Origin of the sequence: Xanthobacter autotrophicus ATCC 700552, assembly GCF_043194565.1 — a bacterium.
In the GTDB taxonomy this organism is placed as follows: Bacteria; Pseudomonadota; Alphaproteobacteria; order Rhizobiales; family Xanthobacteraceae; genus Xanthobacter; species Xanthobacter autotrophicus_F.
Window position 1 is genome coordinate 25,532 of the sequence record NZ_JBAFVS010000019.1, and the last position, 14,941, is coordinate 40,472.

Sequence of the window (14,941 nt, forward strand, 5' to 3'; positions counted from 1 at the left end):
GGGCCTGATGCCGTGGGCTATGAATTCGATTTTTCATTTCTGAATGAGTATTGGCCAGACCTCCTCAATGGCGTCTGGCTGACGCTAGGCATGACCGTGGCATCGGTGTTGCCTGGCTTCGTGGTCGGCACCCTGTGTGCCGTGGGGCGCCTCTACGGGCCGCCCTCCGTGCAGCGCGCCGTCACCTTCTATGTGGAGGCGATCCGCAATACGCCGCTCATCATCCAGGTATTCTGGCTGTTCTTCGGCCTTGCCGTGCTGGGGGCGAAGATCGGGCCATTTCCGGCGGCGGTGATCGCGCTGGTGGTGAATGTGGGGGCCTACACGGCCGAGATCATGCGGGCGGGCCTGCGCTCCATCCCCAAGGGCCAGATCGAGGCGGCTCATTGCCTGGCCCTCACGCCCACGCAAGCCTTATGGTCGGTGCAGTTGCCCCAGGCGGTGGAGCGGGTCTATCCCGCCCTCGTCAGCCAGTTCGTGCTGATGATGCTCGCCACCGCCATCATGTCGCAGATCTCGGCGGAAGAACTCACCGGCGTCGCCTACATGATCCAATCCTTCACCTTCCGCGGCTTCGAGGTCTACCTCGTCATCGCCGTCATCTACCTCGCCATGGCCTCGCTGCTGCGCCTCAGCCTGATGGGCGTGGCGCACGTCTCCTTCCCCCGCCTTCGCCGTCTCGGCACGCCGCTGTGAGGATGCCATGCTGGGCCTGACCATCGAGCAGATCGCCTATCTCTTCCGCGGCGCCGGCTGGACCATCGTCCTGTCGCTGCTCGGCTTCGTCGGCGGCACGGCGCTGGGCCTGCCGGTGGCGCTCGCCCGTGCCTCCAAGAGCCGGGTCCTGCGCATCGCCTCCGGCCTGCTGGTGCAGCTGGTGCAGGGCATTCCGCTGCCGGTCATCATGTTCGTGGTCTATTTCGGCATCTCCATCGCCGGCTTCGACGTGCCGGCGCTGGTGGCCGCCGGCGTCGCCATGACGCTTTATTCCGGCGCCTATCTCGGCGAGATCTGGAAGGGCTGCATCCTCGCCGTGCCGCGCACCCAGTGGGAGGCGGGCGAGTGCCTGGCGCTGACCAAGACCCAGCGCTTCGTCTTCGTCATCCTTCCGCAGGCGCTGCGCATCGCGGTGCCGCCCACGGTCGGATTCCTGGTGCAGATCGTGAAGAACACCTCCTATTCGGTGGTGATCAACTTCTTCGACCTCACCTATTCGGCAAAGGTGATCAACAATGCCACCTACAAGCCGTTCACCGTCTTCACCATCGCGGCGCTGATCTATTTCGCCATCTGCTTTCCCATGTCGCTGCTGGCGGGCCGGTTCGACCGCCGGCTGCACCGGAGCTGAGGACGCGCCATGGCCCTGCTCTCCCCCTCCGCCGAACCTGATGCCGCCATTCCCGCTGTCGACCTTTCCGCCGCCTTGCACGAGGGCCCTTGCATGACCAGTCCCGCCGCCCCCCTGGTGCGCTTCAAGAATGTCGAGAAGAGCTTCGGCGCGCTCCAGGTGCTCAAGGGCATCACCCTCGATGTGGCGCCGGGCCAGGTGGTGGCGCTCATCGGCCGCTCCGGCTCAGGCAAGAGCACGGCGCTGCGCTGCGTGAACGGCCTCGAAATGATCAACGGCGGCGAGCTGGAGGTGTGCGGCCGCAAGCTCCACGCCGGCAAGGTGGACCTGCTGGACCTGCGCAAGGACGTGGGCATCGTCTTCCAGAGCTACAATCTCTTCCCCCATCTGACGGTGGAGGAGAACATCACCCTCGCCCCGCGCAAGGTGCGGCGCATCGGCAAGGCCGAGGCTCGCGACATCGCAGCCGAGGTGCTGGAGGAGGTCGGCCTTTCCGAGAAGGCGCAGGCCTATCCCGAGCAGCTCTCCGGCGGCCAGCAGCAGCGCGTCGCCATCGCCCGCTCGCTGGCCATGCGGCCGAAGCTGATCCTGTTCGACGAGGTCACCTCGGCCCTCGATCCGGAACTCACCGGCGAAGTGCTCAAGGTGATCGAGCGCCTTGCCCGCGAGGGCATGACCATGATGCTGGTGACCCACGAAATGGCGTTCGCCCGCTCGGTGGCCAACACCGTGGTGTTCATGCACCAGGGCCGCGTCTGGGAAACCGGACCCGGCGCCATGCTCGCCAATCCCGTCACCGACGAATTGCGCCAGTTCGTCGGCAGCGGCCTGTAATACCCATCAAAAACACTGACCGGAGGAACCCCAGCATGCTCAGGACCCCCATCATCGGCGCCATGGCGCTGGCACTCGGCCTCGCCGCCGCCCTTGCGCCCGCCGCCGCAGAGACACCCGCCGGCATCAAGCAGCGCGGCAAGCTCATCGTCGCCATCGACGTGTCCCACCCGCCCTACGGCATGCTGGACGACAAGGCCAAGGAGACCGGCTCCGACGTGGAGACCGCGAAGCTGCTCGCCAAGGACCTCGGCGTCGCGCTGGAGGTGGTTCCGGTCTCGGGCGCCAACCGGGTGCCCTCGCTGCTCGCCAACAAGGTGGACGTGGTCATCGCGTCCTTCTCCATCACGCCCGAGCGCAAGAAGGTGGTGGATTATTCAGTCCCCTACGGCGTGATCCCGGTGGTGGTCTCCGCGCCCAAGGCCACCGCCATCAAGAGCCCGGCGGACCTTGCCGGCAAATCCATCGCGGTTGCCCGCGGCACCACCGCCGACATCGAGCTGAGCCGCACCATCAAGGAGGCCAAGGTGGCGGCCACCATCGTGCGCTACGAGGACGAGGCCACTGCCGTCACCGCGCTCGCCACCGGCCAGCAGGACCTCATCGCCGCCGCCCTCTCCACCGCCAACACCGTCGCCGAGCAGAACCCGGGCAAGACCCTCGAGGTGAAGCTGGAGATGGCCGCCTATCCCATGGCCGTCGGCCTGCGCAAGACCGATCCCGAGCTGAAGGCCTATGTGGATGCGTGGGTGAAGGCCAACCTCGCCAACGGCGAGCTCAACACCATCTACAAGAAGTATTTCGGCCAGTCGCTGCCGGAGCATATTCCCGCCGAGTGACCCTGAGCCTCAGCCTGCGCGGTGGGCCGCCCGGCCCACCGCGCAGGCGAAAGCGGAGGTCCGCGGCGAAGGGCGGGGGTTCGACGCAAAGTTCAACGCGCGTCGGCCTGCGCCCTTCGCCCCGGCCCTTCCCATCCTCCGCCGCGGCGCGCGTCACGGATGCCGCCGGCCGCGCGGGTGCTTTCAAGGAGTTGTCATGCCGTCCCCTGCGCCCCCCTACCGCGGGCTGTTCCCGGTTGCTCCCACCCCGTTCAAGGTCAACGGCGACCTGGACCTCGAAGGCCAGCGCCGCGTCTTCGACCTGATGATCGATCAGGGCGTGGACGGCATCTGCATCCTCGCCAATTATTCCGAGCAGTTCCTGCTCAGCGATGAGGAACGCCGCCTGCTGACCGAGCTGGCGCTCGACCACATCGCCGGACGCGTTCCGGTCATGGTCACCTGCTCGCATTTCTCCTCGCGCGTCGCCGCGGCGCGCGCCGCCCACGCCCGCGACTGCGGCGCTAAGCTCATCATGGTGATGCCGCCCTACCACGGCGCCGGCATCAAGCTCGACGAGGGTGCGATCTTCGATCACTTCGCCCAGATCGCCGAAGCCGCCGACATCCCGATCATGGTGCAGGACGCCCCGCTCAGCGGCATCACCCTGTCGGTCTCGTTCATGGTACGCCTCGCCCGCGAGCTGCCGCTGGTGCGCTACTTCAAGGTCGAGGTGCCGGGGACCGCGGCGAAGCTGCGCACGCTCATCGCCGCGGGCGGCGCCGACATCGAGGGGCCCTTCGACGGCGAGGAAGCCATCACCCTCATGGCCGACCTCGACGCCGGCGCCACCGGCGTCATGTCCAGCGCCATGGCCGCCGACCTCCTGGTGCCGATCCTTCAGCATCACGCCGCTGGCCGCCGCGCCGAGGCGGCCGAGGTCTACGTCCGCGTGCTGCCGCTCATCAACTACGAGAATCGCCAGTGCGGCCTGCGCGCGGCCAAGATCGTGATGATGGAAGGTGGCGTCATCGCCTCCGATGCCGTTCGGCACCCGCTGGAGCCGGTGCATCCGGCGACCCGCGCCGGCCTCATCGAGATCGCCCGCACCGTCAACCCGCTCGCCTTGAGCTGGGGGAAGTGACAACAGGAGTGCCAGACATGACCGACACTCGCACTCTCGCAGCGCCGGCTCCTGCCGGAATCTTCCCGGCGTCGCCCGCCAACCTCCTCATCGGCGCCACCGCCAAGGCCGGCACCAGCGGCGTCGTGCGCGGCATCGAGGCCGCGACCGGGGCCGAGCTGGAGCCGGCGTTCGGCGGCGCCACGGCGGCGGATCTCGATGCGGCCTGCGCCCTTGCCGCCGCCGCTGTCGACCCCTACCGAGCACTGCCGCTGGAGGCGCGCGCGGCCTTCCTCGAGAAGATTGCTGCGAACATCCTGGAGATCGGCGACAATCTGATCGTGCGCGCCATGGCGGAAACCGGCCTGCCGCGCCCACGCCTCGAAGGCGAGCGCGGCCGCACCGTGGGCCAGCTGTGCCTGTTCGCCGGCGTGGTCCGGGACGGGGGCTTCCTCGACCTGCGCATTGACCGCTCTCTGCCGGAACGCACGCCCCTGCCGCGGTCGGACCTGCGGCTGCGCAACGTGCCGGTGGGGCCGGTGGCGGTGTTCGGCGCCTCCAACTTCCCGCTCGCCTTCTCGGTGGCGGGCGGCGACACCACCTCGGCGCTCGCGGCGGGTTGCCCGGTGGTGGTGAAGGCCCATTCCGCCCATCCCGGCACCTCGCTGCTGGTGGGGGAGGCGGTGCGCAAGGCGGTGGCCGACTGCGGGATGCCGGAAGGTGTGTTCAGCCTGCTCTACGATTCCGGCCGCAGCATCGGTCAGGGGCTGGTGGCCGACCCGCGCATCGCCGCGGTGGGCTTCACCGGCTCGCGCGGCGGCGGCACCGCGCTGATGAAGATCGCGGCGGCGCGGGAGGTGCCGATCCCGGTCTATGCGGAGATGAGTTCCATCAATCCGGTGGTCCTTTTCCCGGCGGCGCTGGCCGCCCGGGGCGCGGATATCGCTCGCGCCTTTGTCGGTTCGCTGGTCCTGGGCGCCGGCCAGTTCTGCACCAATCCGGGCCTGGTGATCGCGGTGGAGGGCGAGGGCCTCGATGGCTTCATCGCGGCCGCGGCAACCGCGCTGGGCGTCCAGGACGCCGCCACCATGCTCACCCCCGGCATCCTCGCCGCTTATGACTCCGGCGTCGCGAAGCTCGCCGTCAACGCCGCGGTGGGCATCGTGGCGCGCGGCGCGGCCGGGGAGGGGCCGAAGGGGCAGGCCGCCTTGTTCACCACGACGGCCGACGCCTTCCTTGCCGATCGGGCGTTGCATGAGGAAGTGTTCGGCGCGGCCTCCCTGGTGGTGCGCTGCGCCGGGCCGGCCGACGTCGAGGCGGTGCTCGGCGCGCTGGAAGGCCAGCTCACCGCCGCCCTTTTCATGGACGCGGGCGACCACGATGCGGTGCGTCCGTTGCTGCCGCTGCTGGAGCGGAAGGTGGGACGCATCCTGGTCAACGGCTTCGGCACCGGGGTGGAGGTCTGCCATGCCATGGTCCATGGCGGGCCGTTCCCCTCGACGGCGGACGGGCGCTCCACCTCGGTGGGATCTCTCGCCATCGCCCGCTTTCTGCGTCCGGTCTGCTACCAGGACCTGCCCGATGCCCTGCTTCCGCCCGAACTGAAGGGCGAGGGCGCGCCGAACATGCCGGTCCGGCGCGATGGAAAGCTTGTGCGGGGGAGCGTCGAATGAATGCCCAGCTGTCGTTCGAGATCACTGGCCACACGCGGGTGCTCGGCATTCTCGCCGACCCCATCGCCCATGTGAAGGCGCCGGCCGGCATCAACGCCATCGCCCGCCGCCGCGGCCGCGATGCGGTGATGGTGCCGTTCCAAGTGGCGCCGGACCGGCTGTCGGCCTGGGTGGCGAGCTTGCGCGACCTGAAGAGCTTCGACGGCGCGGTGGTGACGGTGCCGCACAAGGTGGCCATCGTCGGGCTCTGCGATCGCGTGAGCGACCGCGCCCGGGCCATCGGAGCGGCCAACGTCATCCGCCGCGCCGCTGACGGCAGTCTGGAGGCGGACATGCTGGACGGTGCCGGCTTCGTCGCGGGGCTCAGGGGAGCGGGCATCGAGCCGCGGGACAAGGCGGCCTATCTCGTGGGCGCAGGCGGGGCAGCCAATGCCATCGCCTTCGCCCTCGCCGAGGCCGGCGTGGCGCGCCTGACCCTCGCCAACCGGACCCTGGACAAGGCGGAAGATCTGGCGGCGCGGGTCCGCGCCGCCTTTCCCGGCGTCCTGGTGAAGGTGGGCACCGCCGATCCGTCCGGTCACGACCTCGTCGTGAACGGGACGAGCCTCGGCATGCGCAGCGGCGATTCGTTCCCTCTCGATGCGGCGTGGCTGGCGCCGCAGATGGTGGTGGCCGAGGTGATCATGGAGCCGGCGGAAACCGCCCTTCTCGCCGCGGCGCGCGCCGTCGGCTGCCGCGTTCATCCGGGGCGGCCCATGCTGGACCATCAGCTGGAGCTGATGGCGGACTATTTCGGCCTTTGACGTAAAAGGAGGGGCGGGGGGCGACGGGGCGTGCAGCCTGCCGGCCCCTTTGCCCCGCCGATCGCCGCTGCGGCTCTACATCTCCACCCGCTGCCGTAGCAGGTTGTGATAGATGCGATGATCGCCAGCACCGCAGGATCGTGGTCCGGAAGACGGCTGCGGATGGCGATGACCGCGAGGTCGAGATCGTAGAGCAAAGCGCGGCGCTCATCTTCCTTGATCATCGACTGGGTCCAGAAGAACGCGCCCCAGCCGCTGCCGCGGGTGATCTCCTTGACGCTGTGCAGGCTGCTGGACGGATAGACCACGGTGGAGCCGGCGGGCAGCTTCACCTCGTGCACGCCGAAGGTGTCCTCGATCAGCAGCTCGCCGCCGTTATAGTCGGCGGGATCGGTCAGGAAGACGGTGTTGGACACGTCGCAGAGCATCCGCCGGCCGGCGCCGGGGATGGCGCGGATGGCGCCATCCACATGGGAGCCGAACTGTAGAGTCGAGGACGGGCGCGGTGGCATTGCCCCGTTTCCCGTCCCCGCTCATCAAACCGGACGTGCGGATTTCCCGGATCCGGCTTTCCGACTGGCTTCACCGCAAGGCCCACGGCGACGACCGACTGCGCTCGCGTCGAAGGCATCGCACGGCCAATTCCCCGTAAACATGTTCGCGGGAAAACTGATCCGTTCCGCGCCCCTGCACTTTGTGTCGTTGACGGAGGAAGTGCCGCGTCCGGTCATAGACATGCCGATCGACGGCCTTGTATGCCGACGCAAGGGCGCCGTAGGAGAAGTAGGCCGACCAATCGCGCAGAACGCGGTGACGCCGCCGCCTTGCCGACGGTCGGTGTCACAGCCTCGTGCGGGCTGATCGACTACGCCGATATTCGCCCCCGCCAATCCGTCTTCATCAACGGCGCCATGGGCGGCGTCGGCCAGGCTGCGGCGCAGATCGCCGGCGCGAAAGGAGCCTTGGTGATCGCCGGCCGCGTCGGGCCGGCCGACATCGACGCCGCCGAGGCGGCGGAATAGATTCGGCGGTTAGAGCATTTTCAAGCGAAGTGGATACCGGTTCGCATGAAGAAAATGCGTAAACTCAATGATCTAGAGCGGTTTCCATGAGCCGAAGCGAACGGAAAACGCTCTAGGGGCCACGGCGGCAGGCTTGCCGTACCGCTTCCTCCACTCGTAGAGCGAGTATTTGCTGATCCCCAGCCGCGCAGCCACCTCCGCAACCGGATAGCCCCGCTCAGTGATCTGAAGGACGGCGTCGCGCTTGAAGTCCTCGGTGAAGTTCGCTTTGCCCATCGGGGCCTACTTGCCTCAAAATTTAGGGAAGAAGGCGTCCAGGACTCTAGGGGCGGTTCAATCAGCGCCCGGAGGCGCGACGCAAAAATCCCATTCGACCACCTGTTGGCCGATCCGGGCATGGAGCTGATCGATCTCGCCCTCGCGGGTGCATGACGGGTCTCTTCCCTGTGGGTTCAGGCCACCTTCACCACCGCCATCATGCCGGTGGCCATGTGGTAGAGGTGGTGGCAGTGCAGGAACCATTCGCCCTTCGGGCCGGCGTCGAAGGCGATGGTGACGGGCATGTGCGGCGGCACCATCACCGTGTCGCGCACCGCGCCTGCGATCCGCCGCCCGCCGATGCCCACCACCTGGAAATGGTGGCCGTGCAGATGCATGGGATGGCTCATGGTGGTGGGGTTCATGAAGGTCATCTCCACCCGCTCGCCAGGACTGACGGCGAAGGGCTGGGACTCCCCATACGTCCGGCCGTTGATGGTCCAGCGATAGCCCGCCTCCTCGCCGAGCATGATGGGGAAGACCTTGTCCGCCTTGCGCGGCGCGAGCGGTTTTCCGGCGGACAGGCGCCCTTCGAACGTGAGGTCGAGAAGGCCCTGCGGACGGTCGGCGGTCTCGGTGATCCGCGCGACGGACGCTCCGGCGGTGGCCAGGATGAGGCCGGTGCGCCGGGCCGAGGCTTCCACCTGCGCCAGCACCGGGAAGGCACCGCCGCTCGCCGGAATATCCACGAGAAGGTCGATGCGCTGGCCCTGGGCCAACGGAAAAGCATCCGCCTCCAGCGGCACGCAGGGTGAGCCATCCACCGCGATGCAGCGCGGCTTGAGGCCGGGCACGCTGACGAAGAAAGCGGTGGCGGTGCCGCCGTTGATGATGCGCAGCCGCACCTTTCCGCCCTTCTCCACCTTCACCACCTCGGGATCGGCAAGGGTGCGGCGGTTGGCGAGGAAGGCGTCGTAGGCGACATCGTTGGCGTGCGCCATCATGCCGCCACCCATACCCGCCCCCATGCCGTGGGCCATTTGGCCGGCGTTCTGTCCACCCGGAGCGGCCCCCATCATTCCGCCGCCCATGGTTCCCATGCCGCCCATTCCACCCGTTCCGCCCATGCCGTGGCCGGAGTGGTCCATTCCCGGCATGGCCATGCCCTGCGTGGGCTGGCTCGCTCCGTGGCCGCCATGGGCGTTCGCGCCACCGAGGCCGGCGAGGATCTCCTCCGGGCTGCGGAAGGAGAAATCGTGCAGCATCACCACCACGTCCTGCGCATCGCCCGCATCCGCCTCACGGGTGACGAGGGGGGCGGCGAGCAATTGCTGCTCGCTCAGCGTATGGGAATGCATCCAGTGGGTGCCGGGCGTGAGCAGAAAGTCCACCTGCTCCGTCCCGCCGGGCGCGAGTTCGCCGCCGTCGGGGCGGGCGCGATCCTGGTCTGCCGGGGCGAAGATCTGGCCGTGCCAGTGCATCACCGCCGGCGCCTGCGCACCATTGAGCACCGCGCCGGTGAGGCGATCGCCCTCCTTGGCGAAGATGCCTTCGCCAGTCGGGCCCTTGACGGCGAAGACCTTGGCCGCCTTGCCGTTCACGTCGAGCGTCAGGCTCTCCACGGTGATGAGCGGGGCGGCAAAGGCGCGACTCCACCCGCCGGAGAGGGCGAGCGCGCCGGCGGTAGCGCCGCCCGCGAGGAAGGTGCGGCGGGACAGGGATGGAGCAAGCATCGATCGGGTCATGGTCGGCTTCCTGGGTGCGTCGCTGGGCAGACGAGGCGAGGCAGGGATCGAATGGAGTTCAGTATTTCGCCTGGGCCGTGGCGCCATCCGGCGCGGTGAGCTGGACGGCGCCCTTCACGCCCTTGGGCACGGCGACCGGGGCGGTCCCGGCAAGCCGGCTGCCGCCGGCGGGCGTCAGGGGGAAGCGCTGGGCCTTGCCGTCCACCACCAGGATGGCATTGGCCTTGAAGCCGTCCGCCGGAACCGGCTTGTCGGAGCCGTCGCTGAGATAGAGCGAGACGGCAGTCGTCCCATCGGCCACCAGTTCCGCGTGATAATGCCCGGCATCCACGCGCACGCCGCCTTGGGCGCCGGTGCCGGGCTCGTGCGCGAGGAGCGGCGCCGCCAGCAGCGGGAGGACGAGAAGGGCCGGCGCAAGGGGGCGGAAGATCATGGCAGGCTCCATTCAGAAAGCATCCGCGCGGGCGGCGGCAGTGGAGAGGGTCGCCTCCCGCGCCGCTGTCACCAGCCGCTCCAGCGGGCGGCGGCCATAGGCGAGGACGAGGACAGGGGTGAGGACGGCATCGAGCAGCGTGGCGCTGACGAGGCCGCCGAATATGGTGACGGCCACCGGGTGCAGGATCTCCTTGCCCGGCACCTCGGCCCCGCTCATGAGCGGCAGCAGGGCGATGCCGGCGGAGGCGGCCGTCATCAGCACGGGGGTGAGCCGCTCGAGGCTCCCGCGCGCCACGAGGGCCGGGCCGAACGGCAGGCCCTCGGCGATGGCGAGGTTGATGATGTGGCTGATCTTCAGGATGCCGTTGCGCGCGGCGATACCGGTGAGCGTGACGAAGCCGATCATGCTCGCCACCGAAAGCGGCTGCCCGGCCAGCCACAGGGCCACCACGGCGCCGATGAGGGCCAGCGGCACGCTGCCCATGATGACCAGCGCGAACAGCGCGGAGCGGTAGCGGCTGTAGAGGAGCGCGAAGACCAGGAGCAGCGACACCGCCGCGAGCGCGCCGATGGTGCGCATGGAGTCCTCCTGCGCCGCGAAGGTGCCTTCGAGGCTCGTGGACATGCCGGGCGGCAGGGCCAATGCGGCGATCACGCGGCGCATGTCGGCGATGATGGCCGCCGTATCACGCCCACCGGAGGTGTTGGCGAGCACGACGATGCGCCGGCGCCCGCCCTCGCGCAGGATCTGGTTCGGGCCGTCCGTCTCCTTCACGTCCGCCACGTCGGAAAGGGGCACCCAGCCGGATGGCGTCTCGATGAGGAGGCGGGCCAGCCCCTCGGCACTGCGCGTTGCATCGGGCAGGCGGACGACCAGGTCGAAGCGCCGGTTGCCGTCCACGAGGGTCGAGACCACGCGCCCGTTGGAGAGCCGCGCCAGCGCGTCCGTTACCTGGGCGGGCTGGAGGCCGTGGAGGGCGGCGCGGCCGTAATCCACGCGTACCGTCACCTCCGGCACCCGCACCTGCCGCTCCACCTGCAGGTCGACGAGGCCGGGAATGGCGGCGAGGCGCTGGCGCAGGTTTTCCGCCGTGGCGCGCAGGGTGTCGAGGTCGTCGCCGAACAGCTTCAGGGCGATTTCGGCCCGCACGCCGGAGAGCATGTGGTCCAGCCGGTGGGAGATGGGCTGGCCGATATTGAATGCCGCCGGCAGGACGGAGAGGCGGTCGCGGATGTCGGCGGTGATCTCGGCCCGGCTGCGGGCGGAGGAGGAAAGGTCCACCTCGATCTCGGAGGCGTGCACGCCTTCGGCATGCTCGTCCAGCTCCGCCCGCCCGGTGCGCCGGCCCACCGCCTTCACCTCCGGCACGTCCAGGATCAGCGTCTCGGCGACAAGACCCATGCGGTGGCTCTCGGCCAGCGAGAGGCCGGGTCGAAACGACATGGAGATGGTGAGCGAGCCCTCGTTGAACGGCGGCAGGAAGGCGCGCGGCAGGCCGGTGGCGGCGGCGAGCGCGGCGACGAACAGGAGGGCGGTTCCCGCCATCACCAGGCGCGGGTGGCGGAAGGAGGTGGAGAGCAACGCCGCGTAGCCGCCCTTCAGCATCCGCACCAGCGCGCCGTCCCTTTCCGCATGGCGGCTGAGGGCCGGCAGCAGGTAGAAGGCGAGCACCGGCGTGAGCGTGATGGAGGTGATGAGGCTCGCGAGGATGGAGACGATATAGGCCTGCCCCAGCGGCGCGAACAGCCGCCCCTCGATGCCGGGCAGGGCGAACAGGGGCACGAACACCAGCACGATGATGAGGGTGGCATAGACGATGCCGGAGCGGACCTCCCGGCTCGCCGCCACCACCACGTCGAACACGGGACGGGGCACGGCTGCGGCGGCATTCTCGCGCAGCCGCCGGAAGATGTTCTCCACGTCCACCACCGCATCGTCCACCAGCTCGCCGATGGCGATGGCGAGGCCGCCCAGGGTCATGGTGTTGATGGAGAGGCCGAAGGCGTGGAACACGATGGCGGTGGCGAGGATCGACACCGGGATGGCGGTGAGCGAGATGAGCGTGGTGCGCCAGTTGAGCAGGAACAGGAACAGCACCACGGCCACCACCGCCATGGCCTCCAGCAGCACCTTCTCCACATTGCCGATGGAGGCGGCGATGAAGTCCGCCTGCCGGAATATCGGCGGGGAGATGCGGATGCCGTCGGGCAGGCTGAGGTTGAGGTCGGCCACCGCCTCTTCCACAGCGCGGGTGAGGGCGAGGGTGTCTGCCTCCGGCTGCTTCTCCACGGAGAGGATCACGGCAGGCCGGCCCATATAGCCGGCGTCGCCGCGCTTCAGCCGCGCCGCGAAGTCCACCCGCGCGATCTGGTGGAGGAAGACGCTGCCGCCGGCGGGGCGCGGCAGGACGAGGCCCTTCAGGTCGTCGAGGCTGAGGGTGCGCGCGATGTTGCGGATCAGGAACTCCCGCCCGCTTTGGTCGGCGAAGCCGCCGCCGGAATTGGTGCCGAACTGGGAGAGCGCCTTTTCCAGCACATCGAGCGTGATGCCGTAGGCCCGCATGGCGGAAACGTCCGGCGCGACGCGGAACTGCCGCACCTCGCCGCCCATGGGGATCACCTGCGCGATGCCGGAGATGGCGAGCAGGCGCGGGCGGATGACGAAGTCCGCCGCCTCCCGCACCGCCATGGGCGTGGCGGTGTCGCTCGTCACCGCGAACATCAGGACCTGCCCCATGATGGAGCTGATGGGCCCCATCTGCGGGGCGACGTTCGCCGGCAGCCGGTCCCGCACCAGAGCGAGGCGCTCGGCGATCTGCTGGCGGTTGCGGAAAATGTCGGTGCCGAAGTCGAATTCCACATAGACGACCGAGAGCCCCACCCCCGAGACCGAGCGCAGGCGGACGAGGCCGGGCAGGCCGTTCATGGCCGTTTCCAGCGGGAAGGTGACGAGTTGTTCCACCTCCGCTGGGGCGAGGCCTTCCGCCTCTGTCATGATGGTGACGGTGGGCCGGTTGAGGTCCGGCAGCACGTCCACCGGCAGCCGCGTGACCGCATAGGCGCCATAGACCACCAGCACCAAAGCCAGCGCCAGCACCAGCAGGCGGTTGCGCAGCGATTGGGTGACGAGGACCGTGAACATCGCCGGCCTCAGCGGATCTGGTCGATGAGTTCGGCGCCCTCGGTCACGATACGGCGCCCGGGCGCGAGGCCCGCCAGCACCAGCACGCGGGACGCGTCGAGGGGCGCCGTTCTCACCTCGATCGGCATGAAGCGCTCGGCGCTGACGTGCTCATAGACGGTGGGCTGGCCGTTCGCCCCGCGCACCACCGCCGAGCGGGGGATGGCGATGCCCGTGCGCGGGGCGCCGGCCTCCGCGAAGACCGTGAGGAACTGGCCGGGGCGCAGCCCCTCCACACCCTCGGAGACGGAAAACTGGAGCGGAACGGCCTGGTTGCGGTCAGCCATCCCCGCGCCGAGGAAGGCGAGCGTGACGGAGCGGCCATCGGGCAGTCGCCCGGAAGCGCCGGACCGGCCGGCATCCGGCGAGAAGCTCAGCGCCTCCACCCACAGCCGGCCGGGATCGACGATGCGGAACACCACCGTGTTCGGGTCCGCCATCTGCCCCGCGACGGCATCGGCGGTGGCGATGACGCCGGACACCGGCGCGCGCAGGGCCTCCGGCTCGCGCTGCACCCGTTCCAGCCTGGCGCGGCGGGTCTGGAGCCCCTTCAGCTCGATCTCCGCTTCCTCCACCTCGCGGCGGGTGACGGCGTTGGGAATGGCGGAAAGTCGCTCGTAGCGGCGCTTCACGATGGCGATCTGCTGATCGAGTTCGTAGCCCTGCTGCTCCAGGTCCTTGAGGTCCGAGGCGCCGATGGGCGGATGCACATAGGCGAGGATATCGCCGGCCACGACCTTGGTGCCGAGCGGCATGAAGCCACCCTCCGGCGGCGCGAGGCGTCCGCCCACCGCGGTCTGGACGAGGCCGCTGGCATTGGCGTCCGGCACCACGCGGCCGGGCAGCTCCACCGTGCCGGCAAAGGTGCCCGCGGCGGTGACGAGGGTGCGCACACCGAGGATGCGCTGGGTCGGCTTGGGCACGATCACCGAACCGTCGGTGAGGCGCTGGGCGGCATCCCTGGCGGGGGGCTGCGTGTCCGCCGCCCATGCACCCTGGGGGGCGCCGGCCAGAGCGACGCCGAGCGACCCGAGGACGAGGAGCGCGCCCGCCCGCCGCCGGGAGATGACCAGTACACCGGCCAGGAAGCCGATGAGGAGGCCCGCCAGAACGCCCGCAAGGAGATCGGTTCGCAGCCCGCCGAGCTGCGCCAGCACGACCGGCGCCGTCGTTTGCGGGCCGGATGATGTCGGAGCGGCGGGTATGGTCAAGGTGGCGGCAAGAACGTCCACCGTGTCGCCGGCCGTAACGGTGAAGGCAAGGTCGTGCGCGCCCGGACTGGCGGCGAAGGGAACCGGCAGCACATAGGTGCCCGGTTCGGCGGGCTTCGCGGTCTGCGATCCTTCGGGCGTGTCCACCTCGATGGTGGCCCCTTTCACCGGCGCGTTGTCGGCGAAGCGGTCGAGGTGGATGGCGAGCGTGCCGTCGCGCAGCACCGCCACCAGCTCGAAATCAGCGGAGGCGGCCTCGGCGCGGGGAGCGAGCGTCGTCACCGAAGGCGGCGGGGGCGCGCCGTGGTCGTGGCCTTCGTGGGCCGCAGCGGGGCCGGACAGCGCCGCGCCGGCGAGCAGCCCGCACAGGCCGAAGACGGCTTTCCGCAAGAAATGGCGCCCCATGCCTCAACCCGTCCGATCGTGAATCCGGTACGGGAGAGCGATAGCGCACGGGCTGTCACGCCGCGTATCGCTTCTGTATCAGTTT

General features: G+C 69.4%; 14 protein-coding genes and 1 pseudogene. 8 read left to right on the plus strand and 7 right to left on the minus strand.

The features are described 5' to 3' along the window. Positions 1-12 precede the first annotated feature (12 nt). From V5F48_RS18095 to V5F48_RS18125, 7 genes are all read left to right on the plus strand, one after another. On the plus strand, positions 13-696 hold the full coding sequence (locus tag V5F48_RS18095; protein ID WP_394110898.1) for an amino acid ABC transporter permease: 684 nt from the start codon (positions 13-15) through the stop codon (positions 694-696). Positions 697-703: 7 nt separating this feature from the next. After that, the gene (locus V5F48_RS18100; RefSeq protein ID WP_394110897.1) at positions 704-1,348 is read left to right on the plus strand and encodes an amino acid ABC transporter permease; all 645 of its coding nucleotides are present in this window, start codon (positions 704-706) and stop codon (positions 1,346-1,348) included. 93 nt (positions 1,349-1,441) lie between these two features. Then, the gene (locus tag V5F48_RS18105; RefSeq protein WP_394110896.1) at positions 1,442-2,182 is read left to right on the plus strand and encodes an amino acid ABC transporter ATP-binding protein; all 741 of its coding nucleotides are present in this window, start codon (positions 1,442-1,444) and stop codon (positions 2,180-2,182) included. 35 nt (positions 2,183-2,217) lie between these two features. Continuing rightward, positions 2,218-3,021 carry a transporter substrate-binding domain-containing protein gene (locus tag V5F48_RS18110; protein ID WP_394259829.1) on the plus strand — a complete coding sequence of 268 codons (804 nt, stop codon included), beginning with the start codon at positions 2,218-2,220 and terminating at the stop codon, positions 3,019-3,021. A gap of 196 nt (positions 3,022-3,217) precedes the next feature. After that, positions 3,218-4,144, plus strand: coding sequence for a dihydrodipicolinate synthase family protein (locus V5F48_RS18115; protein WP_394259830.1), 927 nt, complete (start codon positions 3,218-3,220; stop codon positions 4,142-4,144). A 17-nt stretch (positions 4,145-4,161) separates the two neighbouring features. After that, complete coding sequence (locus tag V5F48_RS18120; RefSeq protein ID WP_394259831.1) at positions 4,162-5,796, plus strand: aldehyde dehydrogenase (NADP(+)); 1,635 nt, start codon at positions 4,162-4,164, stop codon at positions 5,794-5,796. Then, entirely contained in the window at positions 5,793-6,599 is an 807-nt protein-coding gene (locus tag V5F48_RS18125; protein WP_394259832.1) for a shikimate dehydrogenase family protein, read from the plus strand. Before V5F48_RS18120 ends, V5F48_RS18125 begins: the two co-directional genes overlap by 4 nt. On the opposite strand, the gene V5F48_RS18130 is transcribed toward V5F48_RS18125, so the two are convergent. Together V5F48_RS18130 and V5F48_RS18135 are read right to left on the minus strand one after the other, a co-directional pair. Then, on the minus strand, positions 6,584-7,111 hold the full coding sequence (locus tag V5F48_RS18130) for a 2OG-Fe(II) oxygenase (RefSeq protein WP_394259833.1): 528 nt from the start codon (positions 7,109-7,111) through the stop codon (positions 6,584-6,586). The genes V5F48_RS18125 and V5F48_RS18130 overlap by 16 nt on opposite strands. 70 nt (positions 7,112-7,181) lie before the next feature. Further along, positions 7,182-7,403: a group II intron maturase-specific domain-containing protein gene (locus V5F48_RS18135; RefSeq protein ID WP_394259880.1), complete on the minus strand. Its 222-nt coding sequence runs from the start codon at positions 7,401-7,403 to the stop codon at positions 7,182-7,184. A gap of 20 nt (positions 7,404-7,423) precedes the next feature. Here V5F48_RS18135 and V5F48_RS18140 point away from each other — a divergent pair, with 20 nt between their 5' ends. Then, a complete protein-coding gene (locus V5F48_RS18140; protein WP_394259834.1) occupies positions 7,424-7,621 on the plus strand; it encodes a hypothetical protein in 198 nt (65 codons plus the stop codon). A 117-nt stretch (positions 7,622-7,738) separates the two neighbouring features. Here the strand turns inward: V5F48_RS18140 and V5F48_RS18145 are convergent. From V5F48_RS18145 to V5F48_RS18165, 5 genes and pseudogenes are all read right to left on the minus strand, one after another. Further along, positions 7,739-7,897 (minus strand): annotated as a pseudogene (locus tag V5F48_RS18145) (transposase); the annotation flags it as partial. A 176-nt stretch (positions 7,898-8,073) separates the two neighbouring features. After that, complete coding sequence (locus V5F48_RS18150) at positions 8,074-9,624, minus strand: multicopper oxidase family protein (protein ID WP_394259835.1); 1,551 nt, start codon at positions 9,622-9,624, stop codon at positions 8,074-8,076. A 58-nt stretch (positions 9,625-9,682) separates the two neighbouring features. Further along, positions 9,683-10,057: a hypothetical protein gene (locus tag V5F48_RS18155; RefSeq protein WP_394259836.1), complete on the minus strand. Its 375-nt coding sequence runs from the start codon at positions 10,055-10,057 to the stop codon at positions 9,683-9,685. A gap of 12 nt (positions 10,058-10,069) precedes the next feature. Continuing rightward, positions 10,070-13,201, minus strand: coding sequence for an efflux RND transporter permease subunit (locus V5F48_RS18160; RefSeq protein ID WP_394259837.1), 3,132 nt, complete (start codon positions 13,199-13,201; stop codon positions 10,070-10,072). 8 nt (positions 13,202-13,209) lie between these two features. After that, on the minus strand, positions 13,210-14,856 hold the full coding sequence (locus tag V5F48_RS18165) for an efflux RND transporter periplasmic adaptor subunit (RefSeq protein ID WP_394259838.1): 1,647 nt from the start codon (positions 14,854-14,856) through the stop codon (positions 13,210-13,212). Positions 14,857-14,941: the final 85 nt, after the last annotated feature.

Bases quoted from the DNA above. Each gene is read 5' to 3' on its own strand.
- V5F48_RS18100 (WP_394110897.1), top strand. From the start codon at position 704: ATGCTGGGCCTGACCATCGAGCAGATCGCCTATCTCTTCCGCGGCGCC.
- V5F48_RS18105 (WP_394110896.1), top strand. From the start codon at position 1,442: ATGACCAGTCCCGCCGCCCCCCTGGTGCGCTTCAAGAATGTCGAGAAG.
- V5F48_RS18110 (WP_394259829.1), top strand. From the start codon at position 2,218: ATGCTCAGGACCCCCATCATCGGCGCCATGGCGCTGGCACTCGGCCTC.
- V5F48_RS18115 (WP_394259830.1), top strand. From the start codon at position 3,218: ATGCCGTCCCCTGCGCCCCCCTACCGCGGGCTGTTCCCGGTTGCTCCC.
- V5F48_RS18120 (WP_394259831.1), top strand. From the start codon at position 4,162: ATGACCGACACTCGCACTCTCGCAGCGCCGGCTCCTGCCGGAATCTTC.
- V5F48_RS18125 (WP_394259832.1), top strand. From the start codon at position 5,793: ATGAATGCCCAGCTGTCGTTCGAGATCACTGGCCACACGCGGGTGCTC.
- V5F48_RS18130 (WP_394259833.1), bottom strand. From the start codon at position 7,111: ATGCCACCGCGCCCGTCCTCGACTCTACAGTTCGGCTCCCATGTGGAT.
- V5F48_RS18150 (WP_394259835.1), bottom strand. From the start codon at position 9,624: ATGACCCGATCGATGCTTGCTCCATCCCTGTCCCGCCGCACCTTCCTC.
- V5F48_RS18155 (WP_394259836.1), bottom strand. From the start codon at position 10,057: ATGATCTTCCGCCCCCTTGCGCCGGCCCTTCTCGTCCTCCCGCTGCTG.
- V5F48_RS18160 (WP_394259837.1), bottom strand. From the start codon at position 13,201: ATGTTCACGGTCCTCGTCACCCAATCGCTGCGCAACCGCCTGCTGGTG.
- V5F48_RS18165 (WP_394259838.1), bottom strand. From the start codon at position 14,856: ATGGGGCGCCATTTCTTGCGGAAAGCCGTCTTCGGCCTGTGCGGGCTG.